Genomic DNA, 22,975 nt, shown 5'->3' with positions numbered 1-22,975 from the left:
CCGCCGATGATAGAGCGCTTATTGGAGCTGCAGAGGCGCATTTACCATTATCAAATGGACATTAAGCAAAGCTATGATCCGGATCATGCCGTCTGGTCGCCCTATCGTGATGCTAAAGTGAGCTTTGCCCAGGTAGGCGATCAGTACGAGCTCCTGTTTTATGGCGTCGGCTATGATGAAAATCCGACGATTGCGGCAGATGATTTCGACTACGAGACGAACTATCCTTTTGTAAAGTTTCTGGAGTTTATTTGTTTGCCTGACGTTGCTCCTCATCTTGCTTCGCTCACCTTCATGGGGCCTGATGAAGGGGCGAACGGCATGAATGAATGGAATTTCTCGCGTATTGTTCATTCCGAGGCGGAGTTTTCAGCTCTGCGTTCCTTCCTCGTGCAGCTCACAGATTCAGGCGATCATAACGTCCGCTTTATCGGGTGCGACTATGATGAGGAGCATGGCATGGTGACGAAGCTGCTTGCTAAAATGCCAGCTGTTCTCACCTTCCAGACGCCGACTGTGCCGGATGAAGCTTTTTTCGCGATTGAAGGCCACCCGCTCCGCGAATTGAGGCTGCAGGTAGGGTTCTCAGAGGAATCCTTTATTACCCGTCTCGCCGAGTGTCCCTATTATGCTGAATTGCGGCAGCTGGACTTTTCTGAGCGGATTGAAACGATCGATGAGGTGCCGGAGGATGCGATTCCTTATGCAAGCTATGAAGCATTGTTCGCGTCTGACCGTTTTATCCGCCAGCCGCATTTTCATTTCAAGCTGCGCCATTCTATGCTGACCTTGGATGAGGTAATCGCACTCGGCAAGCTTCAGCCCCATGTGCAATTTCTGTTTATTCAGGGACGTGGCGGACGGTATGCTTCGCATCTGTGCGATTAAGCTATAAAGAAAAGGACAGGCCGGAAAATCCGGAGGCCACTGAAAAACTTACGTTTATAATTTGTTAAGATTTGTTTTAAATCAAAAAGGCGAAATTTCGTTCACATTGGAACGGAATATCGCCTTTCTCTTTATTCTTTTACTTTGAATCTTTCATGAGTGTAATGATTCGCTTGAGATTAACAGAAAATATGGCCATGGCACCTTGCATTTGCATGCCAACAAGACCCGAGGACGATGCAACATCATACCCGTGTCTATGCTTGAGTTCACTGTTTTTCGCTTCAATTTTATAACGTTCTTTCGATTTCTCCTTGAAATCATCACTATTTTGAAATGCCTCATGTTCCTTATGTTCGGTGGATTTGATGGTTACAGAATAGGTTTTACTTTTCGCACCTTCTTTATAGCACCCGTCTTTCATTGGACATACTTTGCATTTTTCAATGTCAAACATGTAGGTATTCTTTTGGTTATTATTCATACCTTTCTTACCTGTGCGCGCTCTTTGAATCGCCATATGTCCAGCTTTACAAACGTACATACCTGCATCTTTATTAAACTCAAATTCCTCTTCTTTTTTACGAGTTCCTTGTGTGATATTAGGGTTTAATTTTGATATTAATTGTAATTCGTTGTGATTGGCATACTGAATATTATCTTTTTCAGAATAGGCTGCATCTCCAATAACGGTATCGATCTTCATACCTGTGTCATGACTTTTTTCGATGAGAGTTTGAAGTTGTTTTCCATCATTCTTTTCACCCGTCGTAATCACCGCTGCTGTAATGATTCGTTCTTCATTCATTGCAAGATGTGTTTTATATCCGAAGAAAGAGGAGTCGGCTGTTTTGTGACCTAAACGTGCATCCGGATCATTTGCGAATTGAAGATGCTCTTCGTGATCTTCTACGATTTCTTTTAAATAGTTCAGCTTTTCTTTTACTTTTGGGTATTCGCGAATCTTTTCTTCCTTTTCCACAGCCTGAATGACTTTTCGGCAATAGTCCAATTCATCTTCCAATTTGTTTGTTGTTGTTTTTGAAGGGAATTTATCTTTCATCTTTTCATCCATTTGATAAACGGCTTTTCGTAGCAGCTTGGACTTCTCCATTAAAATCTCTTTGGGTGATTTTTGATTGTAACGCGCTTTTGAATGTGTGGCGTCTACAATAATCGCGGTACTTTTTATGATTTCTTTTTCCAATGCAATCGCTACTGTTTTTTGAATAAGTATGTCTAGTAGGTTTACATCTTTCAAACGAAGTTTTCGAAACTTCGTTAAAGAACTCGAATTAATGACGCCATCTTCCGGCGCCATATCCAAGAAATATTTAAAAGACATGTCATATTTCGATCGTTCTACAACATCCACATCGGATACATCGAAAATAGATTTCAATAATAAATATTTGAACATACGTATAGGAGGTACTGCATTGCGACCGTTATCAAGGCAATATTTATTTTGTAATTCTTCATGGACAAAAGAAAAATCAACAAGGTCAATAATTTGGCGGAGCATATTATCTTTAGGTACAACTATATCGTAAATTCCCACATACGGGCTGAGGTTAAGAGTTTGTTGATTTGAAATCATCCGAGACACCGCCTAGAATTATTACAGCTATTATACAGCAAAACAGAATACCCTTCCTCGCAAAATCGAGGAAAGGTATTCTATTTCTAAGGTGTGGACTTTTTCAGTGGCCTCGAAAATCCGATGCCTGTCCTTTTTTTGCTGCCTATGCAAGCCCTGTTCAAGTCCTATGCAAGTCCTATGCAAGTCCTATGCAAGCTGCTTCAAATGTTCCGGTACAAAATCCGGTAGCCCATCGGCTCAAGCTCAATGCGGAGCTGTTCCTCGAATGTCGCCACTTCTTCCTCGGTGAGCGAATCACGCCAACCGCCAGCCAGCATGGGGTGGGCGAGAAATACATCCTCCTCCGTATTGTTCATCCAAATGGTGAAATGCTGCTTATTGTTCATCCGCTCATAGACGAAGGTGCCTTTCTCGCTGCTCGCCTGGAGGAAACGGAAGCGGCCGCAGCGCAGCGCCTCATGCTTTTTACGGAGCGAAATGATGATTCGATAAAAATCATGCAAATCCCGATCCTGCTTGGCCTCATCCCATTCCATGCATTTGCGGCAATCGGGGTCGCCGCCGCCTTGAATCCCAACTTCATCGCCGTAGAAGACGCAAGGTACGCCCATCGACGTCATCATAAACACGGCCGCCAGCTTCGCCCGCCGTTTATCGCCGCCCATTCTGGTCAAGGAGCGCGGAATGTCATGGCTCGACAGCAGGTTCAGCAGCGCTTCGTTCGTCTGCTGCGGATAACGCATGAGCAGGCGGTTTACCTCCTCGGCAAAATCCGATGCGTGTCTGTCGTTGCTGGAGAAAAAATCGAGCACGCTGTTCGTAAAGGGATAGTTCATCGACGAATCGAATTGGTCGCCTTGCAGCCAGCGCAGCGCATCTCCCCACACCTCGCCGATAATGTAGGTGTCATACTTCACGGCCTTGACTGCGCCGCGGAACTCCCGCCAGAAATGATGGTCGATTTCGTCGGCGACATCGAGCCGCCAGCCGTCAATGTCCGCTTCGCGAATCCAATGGACGGCGACGTCGAGCAAATATTTTTTCACTTCAGGATTGGCGGTGTTAAGCTTGGGCATGTTGCCATAAAAGCCGAACGTATCATAGTTCGCCTTGCCATCCTGAACAGCCACCGGAAAGTGATTCAGATGGAACCAGTCCTTGTATTTGGACTTTTCTCCGTGTTTCAGCACATCCTGAAAGTGGGGGAACTGCTCGCTCACATGGTTGAACACCGCATCGAGCACGACACGAATGCTGCGCTTATGGCACTCGTCAACCAGCTTCTTAAGCAGCTCTAAATCGCCGAACTGTGGATCAATCATGTGATAATCAACCGTATCGTATTTATGGTTGGAAGGCGAAGTGAATAGGGGTGTCAAATAAATGGAATTTACGCCCAGGTCGCTAATGTAATCCAGCTTATCTAATATCCCCTGCATGTCGCCGCCGAAATGCGAATGAATATCTGGCGTTTCTCCCCATGGCCTGACATAATCATGGTCGTTTTCCTTGTTTCCGTTATTGAAGCGGTCCACCATGATTTGATAAAAGACCGCGTTTTTCGCCCAGTCTGGCGCATCGAATAAGTCAACCTCATGAATGTAGGGCACCTCAAAATAACCGCCCGGAGGCGTCGGCTGCTGCGCATAAAATCCGGTTTCAATCTTCCATATCGTTTCCGTGCCGGCATGCAGGCGAAATCCATAGGAGAAGCGTTTATATTTCGGAATAATAACACCTTCCCAATAATCAAACAGCTGATCGGAGGCGATTTTTTCCATAACAATTTCTTGGAGGTTGCCGTTCCAGTCGTATTTGTCTCCGGCGACCATGACGACGTCCTCCACATCATTTTTTCGCGTGCGCAGCCGAATGTGATAGGTGCTTAGATCATAGGCGTAGGCCCACTTGTGGCTTGGGGTGTGGTGAATGGCTTCTCTCAGCATAAATAGTCGTTTCTCCTCTCCAATCAAGCGGTTGGCCTAACTAGCCGTGGAGCAAGGATTCCGCTCCGTCAATGTAAACCGTTGTGCCCGTAATATGATGCGAATCATCCGATCCGAGGAACAGGGCAAGCTGTGCGACCTGCTCGGGCGAGCCAGGGCCTTTCTCCAGCGGCTGATCGCCTTCAGGGAAGTTGACCGGAATTTGCACCTCCTCCAAATAGGGCGAGCGTTTCGTGCTTTTATCAATATTCGTCTTAATCGAGCCGGGGCAAATGGCATTAACGCGAATGCGGTAATTGGCCAGCTCCAGCGCCGCCATCTGTGTGAATGCGACCTGGGCCGCCTTCGTGCTGCTGTATGCGCTGAATCCGATATTCGAGAAGACGCGGTTGCCATTAATGGAGCTCGTAATCAAAATGCTGCCGCCCTTTTCCTTGAGCGCTGGAATAGCATGCTTCACGGTCAGAAACGTGCCGTTTAAGTTAATGTTAATCGTCTTGCTCCAATCCTCCAGCTTCATTAGCTCAATGGGAGCCATGGAACCGTTAATGCCGGCATTGGCATAAACGATGTCGAGCTGGCCCAGCTTGTCTAGCGCGATTTTATAAGCCGCTTCGATGGCTTCCTCGCTTGAAATATCGGTCACGGCTGTTGCGCAGGTGACGCCGAAAGCTTCTGCCTCCACCTTGACTGTAGCGAGCCCATCCTCATTCACATCAAGCAGTGCCAGATTGGCACCTTCCTTGGCGAACAGCAGTGCCGCCGCACGGCCGATACCGGAGCCGGCTCCGGTGATTAGGGCAGCTTTGCCCGCCAGTCTGCCGCTGCCAGTCTTCGTTTGTTCATTCGCCATTATCGAAACCCTCCCGCAATGTATAATTATGTTCAGGGAACAAACCCTGCAAATCCGTATTCTGTTAAGATGATCTAATTTCTCTTACCCTAAACCAATTGGGTAAACCCAACTATTTCATTTTTTTAAGTGTGTGATGCACCGTTGTTTACAAGTTGGAAACAAGTTCGATATATTGGCGATGCACCGCTGCATTATGCTAGGTGTTAAAGGGTAATATGGGTTAGACAGGCGCGGGGGGAGCGGTTACGCATGACAGGTCAAATGATAGATAAAAAAATATTGGTCGTGGACGATGAAGCGAGTATCGTCAGCGCCGTTGCATACGCGTTCAGACGCGAGGGCTATTTGGTCGAGACGGCTGGCGATGGGGTAGAGGCGCTGGAGAAAGTCGCTGTTTTCCAGCCGCATGTCATTATTTTGGACGTTATGATGCCGCGCATGAACGGCTATGAAGTATGCCGGAAGCTGGAAAATCGTCATGGCGTCGGCATTATTTTGCTCACAGTCAAAAATGACATCGTCGACAAGGTGCTGGGTCTTGAGCTGGGAGCCGACGATTATATGACGAAGCCGTTTGATTTGCGTGAGCTTGTCGCCAGAGCGAAGGCGCTGATGCGGCGCACCCAGAAGCTGGCTGGACGTGAGGAGGAGTCAGATGTGTATGAGCTGGGCAGCATTCGCTTGCATATGCAGCAGCGGCTCATAACAGCTGGAGGTGCTGCGCTTGAGCTGACGCCGAAGGAATTCGATCTCGCAGCGCTGCTGCTGTCGCATCCCGAACGGGTGTATACCCGTGAGGAGCTGCTTGATCTGGTTTGGGATATGGAATACGCGGGCGGGACGCGCACGGTAGACATTCATATCCAGCGGCTGCGAAAAAAGCTTGGCGATTCAAGCCAGACGCTGCTCCAGACCGTCTATGGCATCGGCTACAAAGCTTCAAAGGCAGGAGCGTCGATAAAAACGAGTGAGCCGGGGCAATCCGGTGAGCCGTCATGAGAATCAGCTTGAAGCTGCGGATGAGCATTGTGCTGGTCGTGCTGCTGGCGCTCACCGTGAGCGTACTGAGCATGATGGTGCAAAGCGGAATCGAGCGCGATCAGCAGGAGCGAACCGAGAAGCTGCTGGCCAAGCAGAGCGAGGTAGCGGCACAATACGTTCGCCAAAGCTTCGCTACTAGCGAACCGCAGCTTGCGCGCGAATCCTTTATGCCGTTAAGAGGGCAGCGGCTCGCTCTCTATATCTCTATGATCAGCGGCATGCAGACGACGCTCTATGACACGCAGGGCAAAGAAGCCGGCAGCTCCATTCCCGTTGGCGGAGAAAAAGGAGCAAATTTGTCCGATACGCTGCAATACGCCCTTAACGGCAAAATCGCCTATCAAACGGCGGGAGATTCCTTGATTTATTTTGCACCTTTGCAGGGCGAGGACGGATTGCTTGGCGTTGTCAGCTTCCATTACTCGTTGAAAAATGACCATCAGTTCGCCCAGACGATCCGCGAGCTGTTTCAAACTGCGGGCATTATTGCCGTGGTGGCAGGGGCGGTCATGGGCTATGGGTATTTTTATAGGCTTGCCGCTGTCATTTCCCGGCTGAGAAGTGCAGCAGGCAGCATTCGCGAAGGGCGGTATTTGCGGCAAAATCCCGTTCGCAGGCGCGATGAGCTGGGCGACTTAAGCCAGGATATTTTTTTCATGAGCAGCGCCATTGAACGCCATATTGAGGAAATGAAGGAGGAGCAGCGCAAGCTTACGCTCGCCATCCATAAGCTGCAGCAATTGGAGCAGCAGCAGAAGCAATTCATCGGCAATATCAGCCACGAGTTCAAGACGCCGCTCACGTCGATTCGAGCGTATGTGGATTTGCTGGATATGTACCGCGATGATCCGAAGCTCATAGATGAGGCCATTCAAAGCATGGGAAAGGAATCCGGGCGGCTGTACGATATGGTTGAGAAGGTGCTGCATTTGGCGGCGCTGGAAAAGTATGAATTTGAGCAGCAGGCAGAGGTGCTGAAGCTCGATGAGCTGCTGCTGGATTTGTGCACGCGCATGCAGGGCAAGGCGGCAAAATTTGATTTGATGCTGCATACGCAGCTGGAGCCTGCTGTTATCTGGGCGGATCGGGAGAGCCTGATGCAAATATTCATCAACTTAATTGATAATGCCATTAAATATAATCGTCCTGGCGGACAGATTGAGGTTGCGCTGCATGTGGACGGAAATCGGGCCAATGTGGTGGTGCGGGATACGGGCATCGGCATTCCGGCGGAAGCGCATGACAAAATTTTCGAGCCCTTCTATACGGTCAACCGCGACCGCTCCCGTATTTCGGGAGGAACAGGGCTCGGCCTATCGCTCGTTAAGCAGCTTGCTGAGGCGCAGCAGGGTGAGCTTGTGCTAGTCAGGTCGAGCGAGGATGGAACGACGTTCAAGGTCTATTTTCCGCTATATATCGGTTAGTGATGGTTAAAGGTTTACAGGCCCGAAACAAGTTGGAGACGAGGGCGAAACATTCGCTGATTACAATTAGCGCATAGCAATAAGGGAGAGGGGAAATACGAGATGAAACAAACCCTTTTTAAATGGATAAATACAGGTGCGGCTGCTTGCTGTGTGGCGCTGCTGCTCGCGGGCTGTGGAGACGGTAATGCGCCAGCACGCGAAACGATACAAAAGCCGGATAAAACGATTACCGTCGTCGAGCCGGATCAATCGACCGATACGAAGGTAGCTGTCAGTCAAATTGCCCAAATGGATAGGACGCGGGGGACTAGCTTTATTACCGAGGATCAGCTTGTCACCGTCAAGCGCAATGAGAATGAGCAGAAAATAGCGGTGGAAGGGGAGATGATGTTTCCTAATAATTTGTATGTGCATAATCTGGTGACGAAGCAGGAGGAAGCCTTGTATGAACAGCCCGCCCATCAGGGTTTTGCAAAGCCGTCACCGGATGGAAAATATTTATATTATAAGCTGAATAACGAAGAAAGTGCCCACGGCTATATTATGAATATGGAGACGAGAAAGTCAGTGGAGCTAGGCAAAGATGTGATCGATACGACAACAGGCATGTGGATGGATGATACGCATGTGCTGTTCATGACGATCGAGGGCAAAGTGATCAAGGCGGGCGTCGATGGCACATCGGAGACGATATACGATAGCGAGCAGAGGATTTTTACGGCGATGCCAGGCGAAGGCGGCATTTATTATGTCGTGAATGAAGTGCTGTATTTTCTTCCTGATGGCAGCAAGCAGGGGGAGAAGCTGGCGACGGACGTCGTCTGGGTCATTCCATCGCCAGAGCGCAAGCAGCTCGCTTTGGTGAAGCGCACCACGAACACGACGCGGACGCTGATGATTACCGATGCAAAGGGCAATGAACCGATTGAGCTGGGCAGCGCGACACAGGTATTTGGCACAAGCTGGTCGCCAGATGGCAAGAAGCTGGCCTACAGCCTGACATCGGAAGGTGCTGGCGGTGACAACGGCGTGTTTGTGGCGGATGCCATTAGTGGCGATACGGTGCCGATTAAGCTCGATGTCCAGTATTTATCCGACGATCTCGGCTGGAGCCCCTCCGGCAAAAAAATCGTCGCCGCGACTTATTCACAGGAGCAGAACGATTTTATTACGTTTGTGATTACATTGAAATAGGTCGATGATGCTGAAAATAATGTGCAGTAGTCTGGACTGGCATAATGAAAGTCGATCCCGTGCTTTCGAAAATAACTGCTAAAAGCTGCCTCATTTGAAAGCTGCTTCATTATATTTATGAAAAAATAAGGATGTCCGTAATAGCTAGCAGCTACTTAAGGACATCCTCTTCATGGTTCATTTAAATTACTTTTTTGTAAAATCCACACAATGAATCCGATTAATGAAAAAGAAGCAATGGAGTAGAGAATAGATACAAAATTCATAAGCTTTGAAAAAGACATGGAAGGTTTGAATTAACTAGCGCTGGTCTAGTCTCCTCTATCCTTAAATCCATTAAAGATTTTGTTGATAACTTCATGAATAACCTCCTGTTTAATATGAATTATGTTAGTACTTTTATACGAAGGAAAATGAGCCGGATTTAGTTTGAATTTAGCGTCTAACGTATTCCCGATAATCTTGGCGGACACAGCCGCAGCTATTTCAACAGGATCAGGGATTGTGGCGCAGGCAGCGGACTCAGAAGCCGCTAATGCACTGCAAATGGTCATTTTAACGAGATAATGTGAGTAATAACGGCTCTCCTGTCCGCTTACGTCCCGAAATCGGCTAAATAGTCCCAATAGCGGAATCTCAGTCCTCTTTTTTTATCCATAATAATAAAAAAATCTTGTATGATATAATTTAGTCGATGGTATAAATATTGATGTTAGCTGGCAATTGTTTAAATGAATTCAGGTGATGTTGAATCTATACTTAGGACAATAGCGACATTATCATGGAGTGCAATTGGAGCTATCATTATTGGTGGAGGAGCAGCAGCGTTGTTTGCAGGAAATGTAGTTAATCAATGGAGTAGCGCAAAGTCATATTTAGGTAAAGCGTATAGTTATATAGGAAAGCTATGATATACTTTTGTGTAAACGTAATCTATAGAAAATGAGATGTATTATTTCTTTTAATACTAGGCGGTGAAATCATGCTTAATTTAATCGCTATAATTGCTTATCCGCTTATCACATTATGGGTTATTTTCAGTATTGTGAGGGCCGGAAGAACACCTAGAAGAAGAGTGCAAAACATCTATTTGTTATTTACAGGGGGAATTCTAATGTTTGCAATGGCTCCTAACGAGCTTTGGAAAACGGTTTTGCCCCTGTTCAATCTTGCTCTAATCATAGTCTATCTTATATTTATCTTTGCTTTGAGAAAAAAAGTGTAAGAGCATAAACCAAACATGTCTCGTTTTAAAAATGGCAAGAAGCTGGCCTACAGCCTGACATCTGAAGGTAAGTAGGTCGATGATGCCGAAAGTAATGTGTAGTGCAGTAGTCTGGACTGGCATAACGAAAATAAATCCCATGCTTTCGAAAATAATTGCTAAAAGCTTCTTGTTATATTTATGAAAAAAATAAGGAAGATTTGAATGAACGGCAAATGTATTCCCGATAATCTTCGCGGACACAGCCGCAGCTATTTCAACAGGATCAGGGATTGTGGCGCAGGCAGCGGACTCAGAAGCCGTTAATGCACTGCAAATGGTCATTTTAACGAGATAATGTGAGTGATAACGGCTCTCCTGTCCGCTTACGCCCTGAAATCGGCTAAATAGTCCGAATAGCGGAATCACAGTCCTCGCAAAAAGGGGCGGGTACCCAGCTCTGGTTCGCATATGCGCCCTAGCTGGTCTGTTATGGAAAGACAGTTGTAAAGCTTTCTCCTGAGAGTTTATCTTTTTTAGCCATAATAATGAACAAACCGGTATGATATTATTTATTCAATGGCATAAATATTAATGTTAGCTGGGAATTGTTGAAACGAATCCAGATGACGTTGAATCTATGCTTATAAATATTATAGAGCGATTAGACGTTGCCGTTAATGTCTTCCAAAACAAGGTGGTAGGCGTGTGCTTAATATAATAGCCTTAATCTTTTATGTGCTGATTACATTATGGGTTATTGTCAGTATCGTAAGAGCAGGATGGGAGCCTCGAAGAAGAGTAGAAAATATCTTCTTTCTCTTTTCAGGGGGACTCCTAATGTTTGCAACGGCTCCGAATGAGTTTTGGAAAATGATCCTTCCCCTGTTCAATCTTGCTCTAATCATAGCCTATCTGATATTTATCTTTGCTTTGAGAAAAAAAGTGTAAGAGCATAAACCAAACATGTCTCGTTTTAAAAATGGATACGCCGAAGCGGGATTTCCTTACTTTCGCATGAAGATTTTTATACCCAAACGATGGTCCTGGCCGCAGAAATATTGACTTAAGGCGCTATAAAGGGTATTATTACACAATCTTGAATACGAACAGTAAGGGTGAAAATCTTGAATTCGAAACTGCAGATTAAGAACGTTATTTTAGCCGACAAGGATCTTGCCTCAGGGTTATATCAGTTCATCATGACACTTAGTGAAGGTTCCAAGGCGCGTTTGTTCTACAGCCAGAAGCCAGTATGGAGATTAACAGGCGTTACGCGGATGCTGAACGTACCTTGTCCATTGTGCCGGAAAGACTACTACTGCAATTGCTTTGAGAAGAACATCGCTCATTTCAATCAGCAGATCATCGAGAAGGATCTTATTCCGGAACCGACGAATAGCTAATACTTGTTTGAAAAAGAGTTAAAAAACAGGCACCCCCGCCTCTGGCTGGTGGATGCCTGTTTTTTGTGCTTTACGTCTAAATTTCCTTCGGCGTTTTCAAGCCGAGCAGCTCTAAGCCTTCCTTAAGCACATCGGCAGCAATCTGCACCAGCTTAAGCTTAACGATCCGCTCGCCAGCGTCCCCGGCAAGTACCTTGTCATGATGGTAAAAACGATTGAACGCCTGCGCGAGCTGGATCAAATACCTGGCGAGAATGGACGGCTCATGCCGCTTGGCAGCGTCACCCAGGGCGGCAGTGTAGCGCAAAAGCATCTTCATCAGCAGCCAGGCATAATCGCCTGTAACATACTCATAATCGGCAGGCTGAGGGGCAGCAGCCACATCGCTGCCGGCTGCTTTTGCCAATATCCGCTGCGTTCTGGCGTAAGCATATTGCACGTATGGGCCCGTCTCCCCTTCAAAATTCAGTACATCCTCCAGCACAAAATCGACCGCAAGCATTCTCGTATTTTTGAGATCTCCGAATACGACGGCGCCAATGCCAACCGCCTCGGCCACCGCAGCCTTGCCCGCAAGTGCAGGGTTCTTTTCCTCTATTTTCTGCAAAGCTCGCTGCACCGCTTCATCCAGCACTTCTTCTAGAAACACGACCTTGCCGCGGCGGGTGGACATTTTTTGCCCGTCCAGCTTCATGAGTCCGAAGGGAATATGCTTGCAGGCTGCTGCCCACGCAAAGCCCATTTTCTCAAGCACGAGAAACAGCTGGCGAAAATGCAGCGATTGCTCCGAGCCGACGACATACAGCAGCTCGCTGCCCTTCATCTCTTCATAGCGATATATCGCGGTCGCTAGGTCACGTGTTGCATAGATGGAGGTGCCATCGGATTTGCGAATGAGGCAAGGCGGCAGCTCATGCTCATCCAGCCGGACGACCTGTGCGCCTTCACTTTCCTCCAGCAGCTGTTGCTCCTGAAGCTGCTGCACGACGGCATCCATTTTATCGTTATAGAAGCTTTCGCCGAGAAAATGGTCAAAGCTCACGCCGAGCCGGTCATACAGCTTGTTGAACTCCTTCAGGCTGTCAGCAATAAACTGGCTCCAGCAGCGAATGGCTTCAGCATCGCCAGCTTCCAGCTTGACGAACCAGCCGCGCGCCTCATCCTCCAGCTCGGGGTGCTGCTCAGCTTCCTCATGGAAACGCACATACAGCTCCAAATATCCTTTAATGGGATCGGCTGCAAGCTGCTGCTCGTCGCCCCATTTGAGATAGGCGGTAATCATCTTGCCGAACTGCGTGCCCCAATCGCCCAGATGATTGACGCTGACCGTCTCATAGCCAACCTTGCGCAAAATGTGATACAGCGCATTGCCGATCATCGTCGAGCGCAAATGCCCAATGCCGAACGGCTTTGCAATATTGGGTGAAGACATGTCGATAATGACGCGCTCTCCATTCCCCATGGCTGCCTGCATAAGGCTTCCGCTTTCCCAATCTGCGATAAGCTGCGCTGCGGTCAGCTCCCGATTCCATTTGAAATTCAAATAGGGGCCGGCAGCCTGAACGCTCCAGCTCGCGTCTATCAGCAGGGGCTCAAGCAAAGCAGCGATGTTAGCAGGGCTTTGTTTCATCGTGCGTGCTAACGTAAAGCAGGGGAAAGCAGCATCGCCAAGCTCCTCATTGGGCGGATATTCCAGCAAGGGCCGAATTTCTGCTTCGGGCAGAGCGAGTGCATTAGCCAGAGCCAGCGCAATTTTGTCCATTAACAGCATCATCATCTTCCTCTCCAAAATATATGTTCAGGCAAGAGCAGAGCAGCACGCAAAAAAGGCCCCGTCTCTAAAAATAAGAGACGAGGCCTGTTATCCCCGCGGTACCACTCTTGTTGCCGCCTCCGAACAAAATAAAGGAAGGGCATCTCGCCGTTGTAACGGTGCTGAACCGGACGTCCCTAGCGCGATTGCTCGTTTCAGGCCGCCATCTCCCGGGTGCGCTTCACCTAACCGTCCATTGCCGGCTTTCACTGTTCCAGCTCGCTTGAAATGGCGCCTATTTAGGTTACTCTCCCGTTCCTTGATGTTAATTAACAGCTATCATATCGAATCCTTTCAGAAAAATCAATCCGTTTTTAGTCGGCTATTCTTTCTCGGTGACGAGAGACAGGCTCTCAATCGCCTGGCGTATAATCGAGCATGAGCGCTCCATCAGCCGCTGCTCCCGCGTCGTCAGCTTGAGCTCGACGATTTCCTTAACCCCGCAGCGGGCGATAATGGCGGGTACGCCGGCACATACATGCCGCTGGCCATATTCGCCGTTTAATATGGCGGACACGGCAATAATGCGATGTTCGTCGCTTAGAATGGAGCGGGTAATATGCGCCAGCGCATTACCGATGCCAAAGCTGGTCGAGCCTTTGCGCGTATAGATTTCCCAGCCGGCATTGCGGGTCTGCTCAGCGAGTGCTCCGAGCTTCACATTTCCAAAGCGCTCGGGATGCTGAGCCAGAATATGCAGCAGCGGCTTGCCGCCAACCGTCACATGCGACCAAGCGGGAAACTGTGACTCGCCATGCTCCCCAAGCACATAGCCCTGCACGCTGCGAGCATCAACGGGAAAATGCTCGCAGAGCAGCGTCTTGAGCCGCGAGGAATCGATGGACGTTCCGGTGCCAATCACTTGGCAGCGCGGCATGCCGGACAGCTCCCACACGACATACGTCACAATATCCACAGGATTGGCGGCCGCTACAAAAATTCCGCTGAACCCGCTGTTCATAATGCGCGGAATCATCGTTTCATAAATTTCGCGCACCGTATGCAGCACAGCCAGCCGATCATCGCTGCCCACTGGATACGCCCCTGCACATAAAAGAATCACATCCACATCTCCGCACTGCTCCAGCGTTCCAGCAGCAACCTTCGTCCGCCCATGGACAAAATCCATGCTGTGAGATAAATCGAGCGCCTGTGCGTAGGCCCGGTCGAACGTGCGGTCAATGAGCAGCAGCTCATCGCAAATCGACTGGTTAATTAAGGCATACGCGCAGCTAGAACCGACCTGACCGACTCCTACAATGGCGACCTTGCGCGCTTTGTTTGCCATCCTTTTGCATCTCCTCTGCCGTTAACCTCTTTACGCTATTATATGCGGCAGCCAGCCCATCATGTGACGGCCATGTTCATTCCATGTTTGTCTATGTCACATGGATGAAAAAGCGTGAAAATATGCACATTTTCATCTGCCAGCTAGTGGAGGTGCAGGCTCTGTTTTTCAACTTATCCACAGAGTTATACACATTATCAACAGTGTTCAAGTTAAGTATTTTCCGCTGCCTCCAATACTTATCCACATGTAAACAGGGGGGATTGTCCACAATGTGCAGGTCGGAAGACCTAAGGTTGAATAGAGATAAACCGCTTATTTTCGTGCATTTACAATCTAACCTTCAGCTGTCATGATAGGGAAAGTATGTGTGGGCAGACAGAGATGGAGGTATGGCATTTATGTGGCTTGTATTATCCTTGCTGGCGGCGACGAGCTTTGGGCTGCGGGGGATTTTGTATCATTGGACGAGCCAGCAGGCGCTTAATCGCAATGCGCTGCTGTGTGGAGTATTTTTCTCGGGAGCGCTGATTACACTTGTTTGTACGCTGGCAACAGGGTCGGCTTTCACCGTTTCATCGCTCATTGGGGTGCAGATGGGGCTGCTCTCTTTCGGGGCAAATGCGAGCATGTTCAAGGGCTTTGCCGTGGGCAAAGCTTCTATTGTTGCGATTTTGACTGCACTGCCTTCGGCGATTGTTGTCGTTGTCGCCTTCGCGGTATGGGGCGAGACGCTGAATATGGCGCAGCTAAGCTCCTTTATTATCATTATCGCGGGTATATTGCTGGTGCGTTATTCCAATGATATTACCCGTGGCAATTTGCAAGGAGCGCAATGGGGGCTGCTGGCGATGCTGCTGTTTGCCGGAAACGATCTGTCGGGAAAATGGTCGACGCTGATGGATGCGCCGTTGTTTCCGACGCTTGTCTGCATGTTCAGCAGCGGCTCGATCTGCTTCGGGCTTTGGTGGCTGCGCGATATGCGCTCGATGCGCTTTGATGCCCTGGAAGCAGGCCAAGCTGCGCAAGAAATAGCCGCTGGGTCCGCTGCAATGGAGGTTACTCCTGCAAATGCTGGTATCACGGGTGTTACTAGTAACGGGAATGTGACTCAAAACGCTAATCCAACCGCAGCTGCTGAAGCTAAAGCAGGCAATTCAGCAGGCTTGGTGATCAAAAGGAGCTGGAGCTTCCGCCGCACGTTTTCCGTCGGGATGGCGGTCGGCATTACCAATGCGGTTGGCATGATGTTTATTGTGACGGCTTTTGATGTGGGGAAGGCGGGACTGGTGTCGGCGGTAACGGCGCTTAATGTACTGATTGTGCTGCTGTATACACGCTTTGTCGTCAAGGAGCGTTTCTCCAAATTGGAGACGATCGGGATATCTGCTGCCTTTGCAGGCATTCTGCTTATGCGTTTGTATGGTTCATAAAGCGGAGCAGCCCGCGCTGAATACAGGCGAGTTAAGTACGAAACGTCTATAACTTTAGAAAACTCAGTGAAAGTGTTATAATACAACCGTTCACTTATTTTAATTAACGGGAGGTTTCACTTACTATGAAAGATTTTGAATTGTACAACCCTACCAAGCTCGTTTTCGGAGCAGGGAAGGTACAGCAGCTTGGAGAGCTGGTCAAGCCATACGGGACGCAAGTTCTACTCGTATACGGCGGCGGAAGCATCAAGCGTTCGGGGCTTTATGACGAAGTGATTTCCCAATTAAATAGCATTGGCGCAACCGTTCATGAACTGCCTGGCGTAGAGCCGAATCCGCGTCTGACGACGATTAATAAAGGCATCGACATTTGCCGTAGTGAAAAAATCGAATTTGTGCTCGCCGTTGGCGGCGGCAGCGTGCTGGATGCTTCCAAGGCGATTGCAGCTGGGGCGCTCTATGATGGCGACGTATGGGATTTCACGATCCGCAAAGCGGTCATCCAAGAGGCCTTGCCTATCGGCACCGTGCTGACGCTTGCTGCTACTGGCTCGGAAATGAACGGCAACGCGGTTATTTCCAACTGGGAAACACAGCAAAAACGCGGTCTTGGCAGCAAGTTTGTCTATCCGAAGTTTTCGATTCTTGATCCGAAGCTGACGTATTCCGTACCGAAGGATCAGACAGCAAACGGCATCGTCGACATTATGTCTCATGTGTTCGAGCAATATTTTTCCCTGACGACCGATACGCCGCTGCAGGAGCGCTTCGCTGAATCGATTTTGCAAACCGTTATTGAAAACGGTGAAAAAGCAATCGAAAATGGCTCTGACTATGACGCCAGAGCGAACTTGCTGCTTGCCGGCACCTTTGCGCTTAACGGCACGCTGCCGATTGGCGTTGTGACGGACTGGGCGTCGCATGGCATTGAGCATGAGGTAAGTGCGATTTATGATATCGCCCATGGCGCAGGACTTGCGATCATCTTCCCGAACTGGATGAAGCATGTGTATCAAGAGCGTATCGACCGCTTCGTGCAATACGCAGTACGGGTATGGGGCATCGACCCGAACGGCAAATCCGATGAGGAAGTGGCGCTTGCAGGTATTGAAGCGACACGCGCCTACTTTACGCGCATTGGTGCGCCTGCAACACTCGGCGAGCTGGGCATTAACGGCGAGAACATCGACCGGATGGCGGCGGAAGCGACCGTATTCGGCCCAATCGGCTCCTTCAAGAGCCTAGACAAGGAAGCAGTCAAGAGCATCTTGACGGCGAGCCTGTAAGTCAGGCAGCTTTCTAGAAGCATTCAGGTACTGCTGCGCAAGCAGCACGCCTGAATGCTTTTTTTTTCTGGCCAGCGATAGACCCAGTCATTCTCGAATACTTGAAATATCAATAATGAAATAGAAAATCTCTATTATCCGTGCCGTTGACCGCTGCATATATGGAGTGATAAGTTAAATTCATATAAAATAATCGGAATAATCGGATATTTGAGGAGGCTTTTTCATATGGGAGATCAAGCAGCAGCGTATCGTTTTGCACGCAACTTGCCCGCACGATCGATTGGTGGAACGAAGGTGACTGATCCGCAGCATGTTCATTTGTCCTATGGTTTTCCAGCAACGGATTTGCTGCCGGTTGAGGAGCTGCAAGCAGCGGCGGAGAAAGCGCTGAAATGGGACAGGGCGGATGCGCTCCATTATTCGGGAGCGAAGGGACCAGCCCGCGTCAGGGATTGGGTGCTGGCACGTTCCCGCAAGTTCGGCATTCATGCCGGGGCGGAAAACTTTATTCCGACCTTTGGCGCCATTCAAGGCATTGATCTGACTGCGCGAATTTTGCTTAACCCGGGAGATGAGGCTTGGGTAGAAGCGCCAACCTTCTTTAATGGCCTGCAAGCTTTCCGTGCAGCGGGTGCCGTCATCAGGTCAATCCCCGTTGATGAGCAGGGGCTTCAGGTCGAGCTGCTGGAGGCGGCTTTGAAGCAGGCGGCTGAGCGCAATGAGCCGATACCGAAGCTGCTGTACTGCATGCCGAACTATCATAATCCGACGGGCGTCAGCCTGTCGCTTGAGCGCAGGCAAAGGCTTGCGGAGCTGGCGGTAGCCTACAATTTCCTCATCCTTGAGGATGATGCTTATGCCGAGCTGAATATTAGCGGCGAGACGCTTCCCGCGATCTATTCGTTTGCACCGGAGCAGGTCATCTACGTCAGTACGTTCTCGAAGACGCTGGGTCCTGGGCTGCGCCTCGGCTGGGCAATTGCCGCACCGGAGGTCATTTCGCATATGGCGACGCTGTCGCTGGGAAGCCAGCTCAATCCTTTTACCCAAGAGGTGGTCGGCGAATTGCTGCAGCATTATGGGTTCGATGAGCAGGTTGAAAAGCTGACCGAGCGGTATAGGACGCAGCGCGATACGATGATTCAAGCGCTCGAAAGGGAGTTTGCGGAGCATATTGCGGTGCAGGCGCCAGCTGGCGGATTTTTCGTCTGGGTGACGTTTGATGAGCAGGTAGATGTGAGGCAGATTGCGCCAGCTGCACTGGCGAAGGGTGTCAGCTTTGTGGCAGGAAATGCTTTTTTCGCCGATGGGCAGGGCTCGCATCATTTGCGGCTATGCTTCAGCTTCTGCATCGCGGAGCAGATCGAGCGCGGCATTAAGGCGTTGGCAGAAGCTTATTTTGAAGCTTTGCAAGGCCGAGCGGCGCAGCAAGCTGTTCCGGAGCTGCAAGCCTAGAACCGAGCCTAGCTGGCGATCCGCAGCATCTTGAGATCCACCTTGTCGATTCCCGACATAAAGCGCGAAGCCACGCCGTCAGCAGAAAATCTGCGTGGCGAAGCTTCGCGCTTTTTATATACGCCATGTGCTTCTATAAATATGAGATTTAGCTGGAATACAGCGAGCAGTAGGTGCGGCTGAAATTGCGGGCCAGCAGGTCTTCTTTTCTTATGAAAAAATGAATGACGCCAGCATTGTGCCACTGAAAGCCGACCCGTTCATTGCTGTCAATTTCCAGCAGCATAATCATATCCTCGATTTCCGCCTCGGCACGCTCTCGGCTTTTGCCAAGCATGTCCGCCAAATGCTTCATCGCCTTCTCGCTGTCATATTCGGCCGTCTTATCCGCCAAAATGAATAGCGCCGCTTCCAACTCGGCGTCATGATGCTGCCCGGCCGGATAGCCGAACATCGTTCCCCAATTGGTTATGCGATCCCCCTGCATCTCGGCGGCAAGCTCAAAATAGCGGTCGGTCGAGCCTTCCTCAAAATCAATGACCTCATAATCCACATAAGGCATGTTCGGCAGCTCTACCGCTGAAACGGCTGCGGCTTTGTAAGGTTGAAACGACGTTTCATATACATCCTCAAGAATCGTTGCTGTCTCGGGATGCCGTAAAGCAAGCTGCTCAGGGTACTCAACAAAAATAATGCGATGCTCGATGTTCGCAGCACCTTCGTCCATGCCGCAAAAGAAATACAGCATCCCGGTTTCCGGCAGCCAGCCCTGCCTGCTTGCAGGCGCTATGTCCGCCAAATTCAGTTGGACGAGCGGGGTCATCAGCTTGCCGGACGCATCCGCTGGCCATTCCATCGCCTGCGGAAGATCCGGATAACCGCCGACGCGGGAGTTGCCGATCTTTTCATATAAATCAGGCTCTATTGCAGACAGCTTCACTGTGCTGCGGGCTTGCGGGAGCAATTTTTCGGCAGCGGGAGCAAGATGATGCTCGTTCAGCAGCTGCTCCAGCGCGTGTGACAGCTGTTCGTTAAGGTGATTGGACATAAGCATGAACACTCCATTCTGGAATTAGGTTAGTCGTCATAAACCATGTCGTATTGAACCATTACCCCGCTGCGAGGAAAGCTTACCAAATTCGTATGGCGCGATAGATAGAGTTTGTGGATAAAAGGGTATATTTCCCTATGTAATGTTTTACCTGAATCAAAGTACGATAGAAATAAGGGGCTGATAGTCAGATGGAGGAATTGAAAAGCTGGAGTAAAGCTTGGAATGTCGAAACGTTAATCAATTCGGTTGGTCAAGTGACCCTATTGAAGCGTCCGGGCGGCATCTCTCCAAAAGGAGCCATTGCCGCTCCAAAGGGCGGCACGGTGATTGCGGCATACGCCTATCATGACGATCAAAACGGACTTTATGATGTCGTCTATATCCATCTGGATGGAAGCGGCACTATTCTCGATACGCAGCATGAGCAGGAGGGCGTTTTGCCTGAGCTGTTCCATAGTCCGGATGGCGCGGTTTGGGTTTCACTTGGAACGACTCATGGCAAGGAGCTTGATATAGCGCTGCCGCTATACGGGCGGAGCGAGCATGCTGCTCCGAAGGGTACCCGTCCTTTTCCGGGGAAATATGCCGCTGCGGCTGGGATGCTGGCTTGGTTTCACGATGAGGATTGGTTCAGCGAGAAGAAGCCGGACCGCCTGCTGCGGCTGGAATTTGCCGACGGCAGCATCCAGTCAAGCAAGGTCATTAAGCTGCCGATGCCCAAAAACAATAAAATCTCCCTTGATCCGGAGGGCAGGCTTGGGCTGCTCGCTGTCCTGCATCAAGAGGAGGAACTGCTGCACCGTACGCTAGATGAGCAAGGGAAAGTGATTGAAGAGCGCCGTTTGAACGGGTTCGAGGCGGACATGCTGCAGGTGCTGGAGCTGGGAAGCGAACGGGATATGAGGGTTATTTTTACGAAGGGAACTGTGCTGAATCTCGGTGTTGTTGCGTCGGATGGGCGGCGGGAGAAGCATGCGCTGTATGAACTCCAAAGCCCGTTTTACAGCATGTGGGAGCCCATGCGCCTTGCGGACGGGACGGATATTATCCGCTTTACTTTTGAAGAGGGCAATGGGTGGGCGATTGTGCAAAATAAGGAGCTGCGCGCGATTTTTACGCATAGCGGAGAACGCGGCTACACGAATCAGCTGACAGGCGAGCTGCTGCCTATTCCAGCCAGCGAATCGCTCGTATTAAACGATATTTGCCGCGTCAGCGATCAGGCTTATCGGGTCATTATTTATCCGATGATGAATGGTGCGGCCAAATCCCAGCAGCTGTTTATCGCGCAATTGGAGCTGTAGGAGCTGAGGAAAAGGAAAGAGGCGCAGCAGTAGAGCTATAAAGTTATAGAGCTATAGAGCGCTGAAATAGACAAGCGGAAGGATGGAGAAGCGATGAGCGTCATCACATATATGGAGGAAATCAAGGAGCTGCTCAAGGAGGAGCTGCCTGAACTGGCGGCAGCATTGAACGGTCCTGCAACGGAAGCGGAGATTGCCCAAGTGGAGCTGCGGCTGGGCCATTCTTTCCCTGACGAGCTGCGGAGCTTGTATTTGCTGCATAACGGCGAGGAGAGAGAGGGGCCGGGCCTGTTCATGGGGCTTAGGTTTCTGTCCTTGGAGGAGCTTGCGTCGCAGTGGCAGGTGTGGGCGGATTTGGAGGCGGACTTTGGTGAGGAAAGCGGTCATTATTCCGTTCCGCTTGGCTGGATAGAGGAACGATACATCAATCGCGGCTGGCTGCCGATCAGCGAGGATGGCGGAGGCAATCATCTCGGTGTAGATATGGCGCCTGCGCCGAGCGGCGTTACGGGCCAGATCATTAATTTTGGCCGGGATGAGGAGACAAAATATGTGATTGCTCTAACGCTCGGCGAGCTGCTGAAATTTATTCGGGATACGATTAAGGAAGGGCAGTTCAACATCAATCGGGATGACGAGTGGGTATTCTGGAACTATGGGCGGGAAGAGGGCGGACATTTCCATGACGCCGTGCGTGCTTTGCCGCTGCCACTGGGGCGTTCAGCTCTAGAAGCTGGTTTGAGTGGAATGGAAGAGGATGGAGAAGCGGGAGCCAATTTGGCAGAGAGGCTAGAGCGCTTGCTGGATACCGACTGGCTGGCGCGCATTAGGGAAAAGTCGGGCTCGGTTGCTGCTTTTTTGAAGGCGAAGCAGCTTTATTTTATAAAGGAGGGGCTGACGGATGCGGAGCCCTTCGCTTATTGCGGCGAGGTGCGGGAGCTGGTGTTAAGCGCCAATGAAATTAGCGATGCTGCGCCGCTCAGCGGCTGTACGCAGCTTAAGGTACTGTACATTGGCGGCAATCCAATTATGGATGTGAGCGCGCTGTCGGAGCTTGCTTATTTGCAGGAGCTGTATTTGACGGGAACCGGTGTCGTGGATATTTCCCCACTGGCTAAACTGCCAAAGCTTAAAAAGCTGGAGGCTGAAAATGTGCCGATTGTCGATTTTTCACCCCTTTCCCAGTCCAAAAGCCTGCGCAGTCTCTCCGTCTCAAACATCAATGGGGAGCAGCTCCGTGCGATCTGTGAACTGGAGCAGCTGCAGGAGCTTTCGATACAAGGCTTTGCGGATGGCATGGCCAAGCAGCATATCGGTCTGCTCAGCAGGATGAAAAAGCTGAAGTCGCTCCAGTTGAAGCAGCTGGAGCTGAATGATCTCACTTTCGCAGCGCAGCTCTCCAAGCTGGAAAGCTTGAAGCTGAAGGATACGTCCGTTACGGATATGTCGGCTGTAGCCGCGTGTAAAAGTTTGAAGGAGCTCGAGCTGAATGGTTGTGAGCAGCTAGGCCAGTTGGAGGCGGTGGCGAAATCGGCCTCGCTCCAGCAATTCGCTGGCAGCTTCGCACAATTTAATGTGTTGAAGGATCTTTTTGTGCAAAAGGTAGATATGAGCAAAATGATCGGCAGCATGACGAATGAAGAAGAGGAAATTTGGCTGGCATATAATAGGGCATAGGGTTCCACAGCGGTCACAATGCCACTATACTGGACACAATGCCACCATATCGGGCACAAGGGTAATAGCGAGAATGAACTTAAGCATAATGTGA

The 22,975-nt window shown here is 49.8% G+C and carries 17 protein-coding genes and 1 other annotated feature; of the genes, 11 read left to right on the top strand and 6 right to left on the bottom strand.

Translation table 11 applies throughout. The annotated features are described in order from the left end of the window. The first annotated feature begins 6 nt into the window (after positions 1 to 6). Positions 7 to 888, top strand: a complete 882-nt coding sequence (locus tag MHB80_RS25245) for a hypothetical protein (protein ID WP_341279542.1) — start codon at positions 7 to 9, stop codon at positions 886 to 888. Between the two features lie 139 nt (positions 889 to 1,027). Here the strand turns inward: MHB80_RS25245 and MHB80_RS25240 are convergent, their stop codons facing one another. The 3 genes from MHB80_RS25240 to MHB80_RS25230 all read right to left on the bottom strand — a co-directional run bounded on the left by MHB80_RS25240 (position 1,028) and on the right by MHB80_RS25230 (position 5,290). Continuing rightward, on the bottom strand, positions 1,028 to 2,488 hold the full coding sequence (locus tag MHB80_RS25240; protein ID WP_341277701.1) for an IS1182 family transposase: 1,461 nt from the start codon (positions 2,486 to 2,488) through the stop codon (positions 1,028 to 1,030). A 203-nt stretch (positions 2,489 to 2,691) separates the two neighbouring features. Next, positions 2,692 to 4,437: an alpha-glycosidase gene (locus MHB80_RS25235; RefSeq protein WP_341279541.1), complete on the bottom strand. Its 1,746-nt coding sequence runs from the start codon at positions 4,435 to 4,437 to the stop codon at positions 2,692 to 2,694. Positions 4,438 to 4,477: 40 nt separating this feature from the next. Beyond that, a complete protein-coding gene (locus MHB80_RS25230) occupies positions 4,478 to 5,290 on the bottom strand; it encodes an SDR family NAD(P)-dependent oxidoreductase (RefSeq protein ID WP_341279540.1) in 813 nt (270 codons plus the stop codon). A gap of 267 nt (positions 5,291 to 5,557) precedes the next feature. Here MHB80_RS25230 and MHB80_RS25225 point away from each other — a divergent pair, with 267 nt between their 5' ends. The 5 genes from MHB80_RS25225 (at position 5,558) to MHB80_RS25205 (ending at position 11,565) form a co-directional block, all read left to right on the top strand. Then, complete coding sequence (locus MHB80_RS25225; RefSeq protein WP_341283072.1) at positions 5,558 to 6,292, top strand: response regulator transcription factor; 735 nt, start codon at positions 5,558 to 5,560, stop codon at positions 6,290 to 6,292. Further along, entirely contained in the window at positions 6,289 to 7,758 is a 1,470-nt protein-coding gene (locus tag MHB80_RS25220) for a HAMP domain-containing sensor histidine kinase (protein ID WP_341279539.1), read from the top strand. The genes MHB80_RS25225 and MHB80_RS25220 overlap by 4 nt, the downstream gene beginning before the upstream one ends. A gap of 102 nt (positions 7,759 to 7,860) precedes the next feature. Then, a complete protein-coding gene (locus MHB80_RS25215; protein WP_341279538.1) occupies positions 7,861 to 8,955 on the top strand; it encodes a hypothetical protein in 1,095 nt (364 codons plus the stop codon). A gap of 982 nt (positions 8,956 to 9,937) precedes the next feature. Next, a complete protein-coding gene (locus MHB80_RS25210) occupies positions 9,938 to 10,180 on the top strand; it encodes a hypothetical protein (protein ID WP_341279537.1) in 243 nt (80 codons plus the stop codon). Positions 10,181 to 11,286: 1,106 nt separating this feature from the next. Then, positions 11,287 to 11,565 carry a hypothetical protein gene (locus MHB80_RS25205; RefSeq protein WP_046233598.1) on the top strand — a complete coding sequence of 93 codons (279 nt, stop codon included), beginning with the start codon at positions 11,287 to 11,289 and terminating at the stop codon, positions 11,563 to 11,565. Positions 11,566 to 11,641: 76 nt separating this feature from the next. Here the strand turns inward: MHB80_RS25205 and argS are convergent, their stop codons facing one another. Then, positions 11,642 to 13,342 (bottom strand): arginine--tRNA ligase, encoded by a 1,701-nt coding sequence (gene argS / locus MHB80_RS25200; protein WP_341279536.1) that lies wholly within the window; start codon positions 13,340 to 13,342, stop codon positions 11,642 to 11,644. Positions 13,343 to 13,409: 67 nt separating this feature from the next. Continuing rightward, positions 13,410 to 13,647: a binding site (T-box leader), on the bottom strand. A 53-nt stretch (positions 13,648 to 13,700) separates the two neighbouring features. Next, on the bottom strand, positions 13,701 to 14,666 hold the full coding sequence (locus MHB80_RS25195; RefSeq protein ID WP_341279535.1) for an L-lactate dehydrogenase: 966 nt from the start codon (positions 14,664 to 14,666) through the stop codon (positions 13,701 to 13,703). Between the two features lie 401 nt (positions 14,667 to 15,067). On the opposite strand from MHB80_RS25195, the gene MHB80_RS25190 reads away from it, so the two are divergent. The 3 genes from MHB80_RS25190 (at position 15,068) to MHB80_RS25180 (ending at position 18,846) form a co-directional block, all read left to right on the top strand. Continuing rightward, complete coding sequence (locus MHB80_RS25190) at positions 15,068 to 16,099, top strand: EamA family transporter (protein ID WP_341279534.1); 1,032 nt, start codon at positions 15,068 to 15,070, stop codon at positions 16,097 to 16,099. A 125-nt stretch (positions 16,100 to 16,224) separates the two neighbouring features. Further along, positions 16,225 to 17,388 carry an iron-containing alcohol dehydrogenase gene (locus MHB80_RS25185; RefSeq protein ID WP_341279533.1) on the top strand — a complete coding sequence of 388 codons (1,164 nt, stop codon included), beginning with the start codon at positions 16,225 to 16,227 and terminating at the stop codon, positions 17,386 to 17,388. Positions 17,389 to 17,616: 228 nt separating this feature from the next. Then, positions 17,617 to 18,846: a PLP-dependent aminotransferase family protein gene (locus tag MHB80_RS25180; RefSeq protein ID WP_341279532.1), complete on the top strand. Its 1,230-nt coding sequence runs from the start codon at positions 17,617 to 17,619 to the stop codon at positions 18,844 to 18,846. Between the two features lie 148 nt (positions 18,847 to 18,994). On the opposite strand, the gene MHB80_RS25175 is transcribed toward MHB80_RS25180, so the two are convergent. Beyond that, on the bottom strand, positions 18,995 to 19,894 hold the full coding sequence (locus MHB80_RS25175; RefSeq protein ID WP_341279531.1) for a YwqG family protein: 900 nt from the start codon (positions 19,892 to 19,894) through the stop codon (positions 18,995 to 18,997). A gap of 194 nt (positions 19,895 to 20,088) precedes the next feature. Between MHB80_RS25175 and MHB80_RS25170 the strand changes: the two genes are divergently transcribed. Both MHB80_RS25170 and MHB80_RS25165 read left to right on the top strand, forming a co-directional pair. Beyond that, entirely contained in the window at positions 20,089 to 21,204 is a 1,116-nt protein-coding gene (locus tag MHB80_RS25170) for a hypothetical protein (RefSeq protein ID WP_341279530.1), read from the top strand. Between the two features lie 93 nt (positions 21,205 to 21,297). Continuing rightward, a complete protein-coding gene (locus MHB80_RS25165) occupies positions 21,298 to 22,881 on the top strand; it encodes an SMI1/KNR4 family protein (protein ID WP_341279529.1) in 1,584 nt (527 codons plus the stop codon). The last annotated feature ends 94 nt before the right edge of the window (positions 22,882 to 22,975 follow it).

This window comes from Paenibacillus sp. FSL H8-0537, from assembly GCF_038051995.1.
Lineage (GTDB): Bacteria > Bacillota > Bacilli > Paenibacillales > Paenibacillaceae > Pristimantibacillus.
The sequence above is the reverse complement of the archived record's forward strand: the minus strand, read 5'-3'. Positions and strand labels throughout refer to the sequence as shown.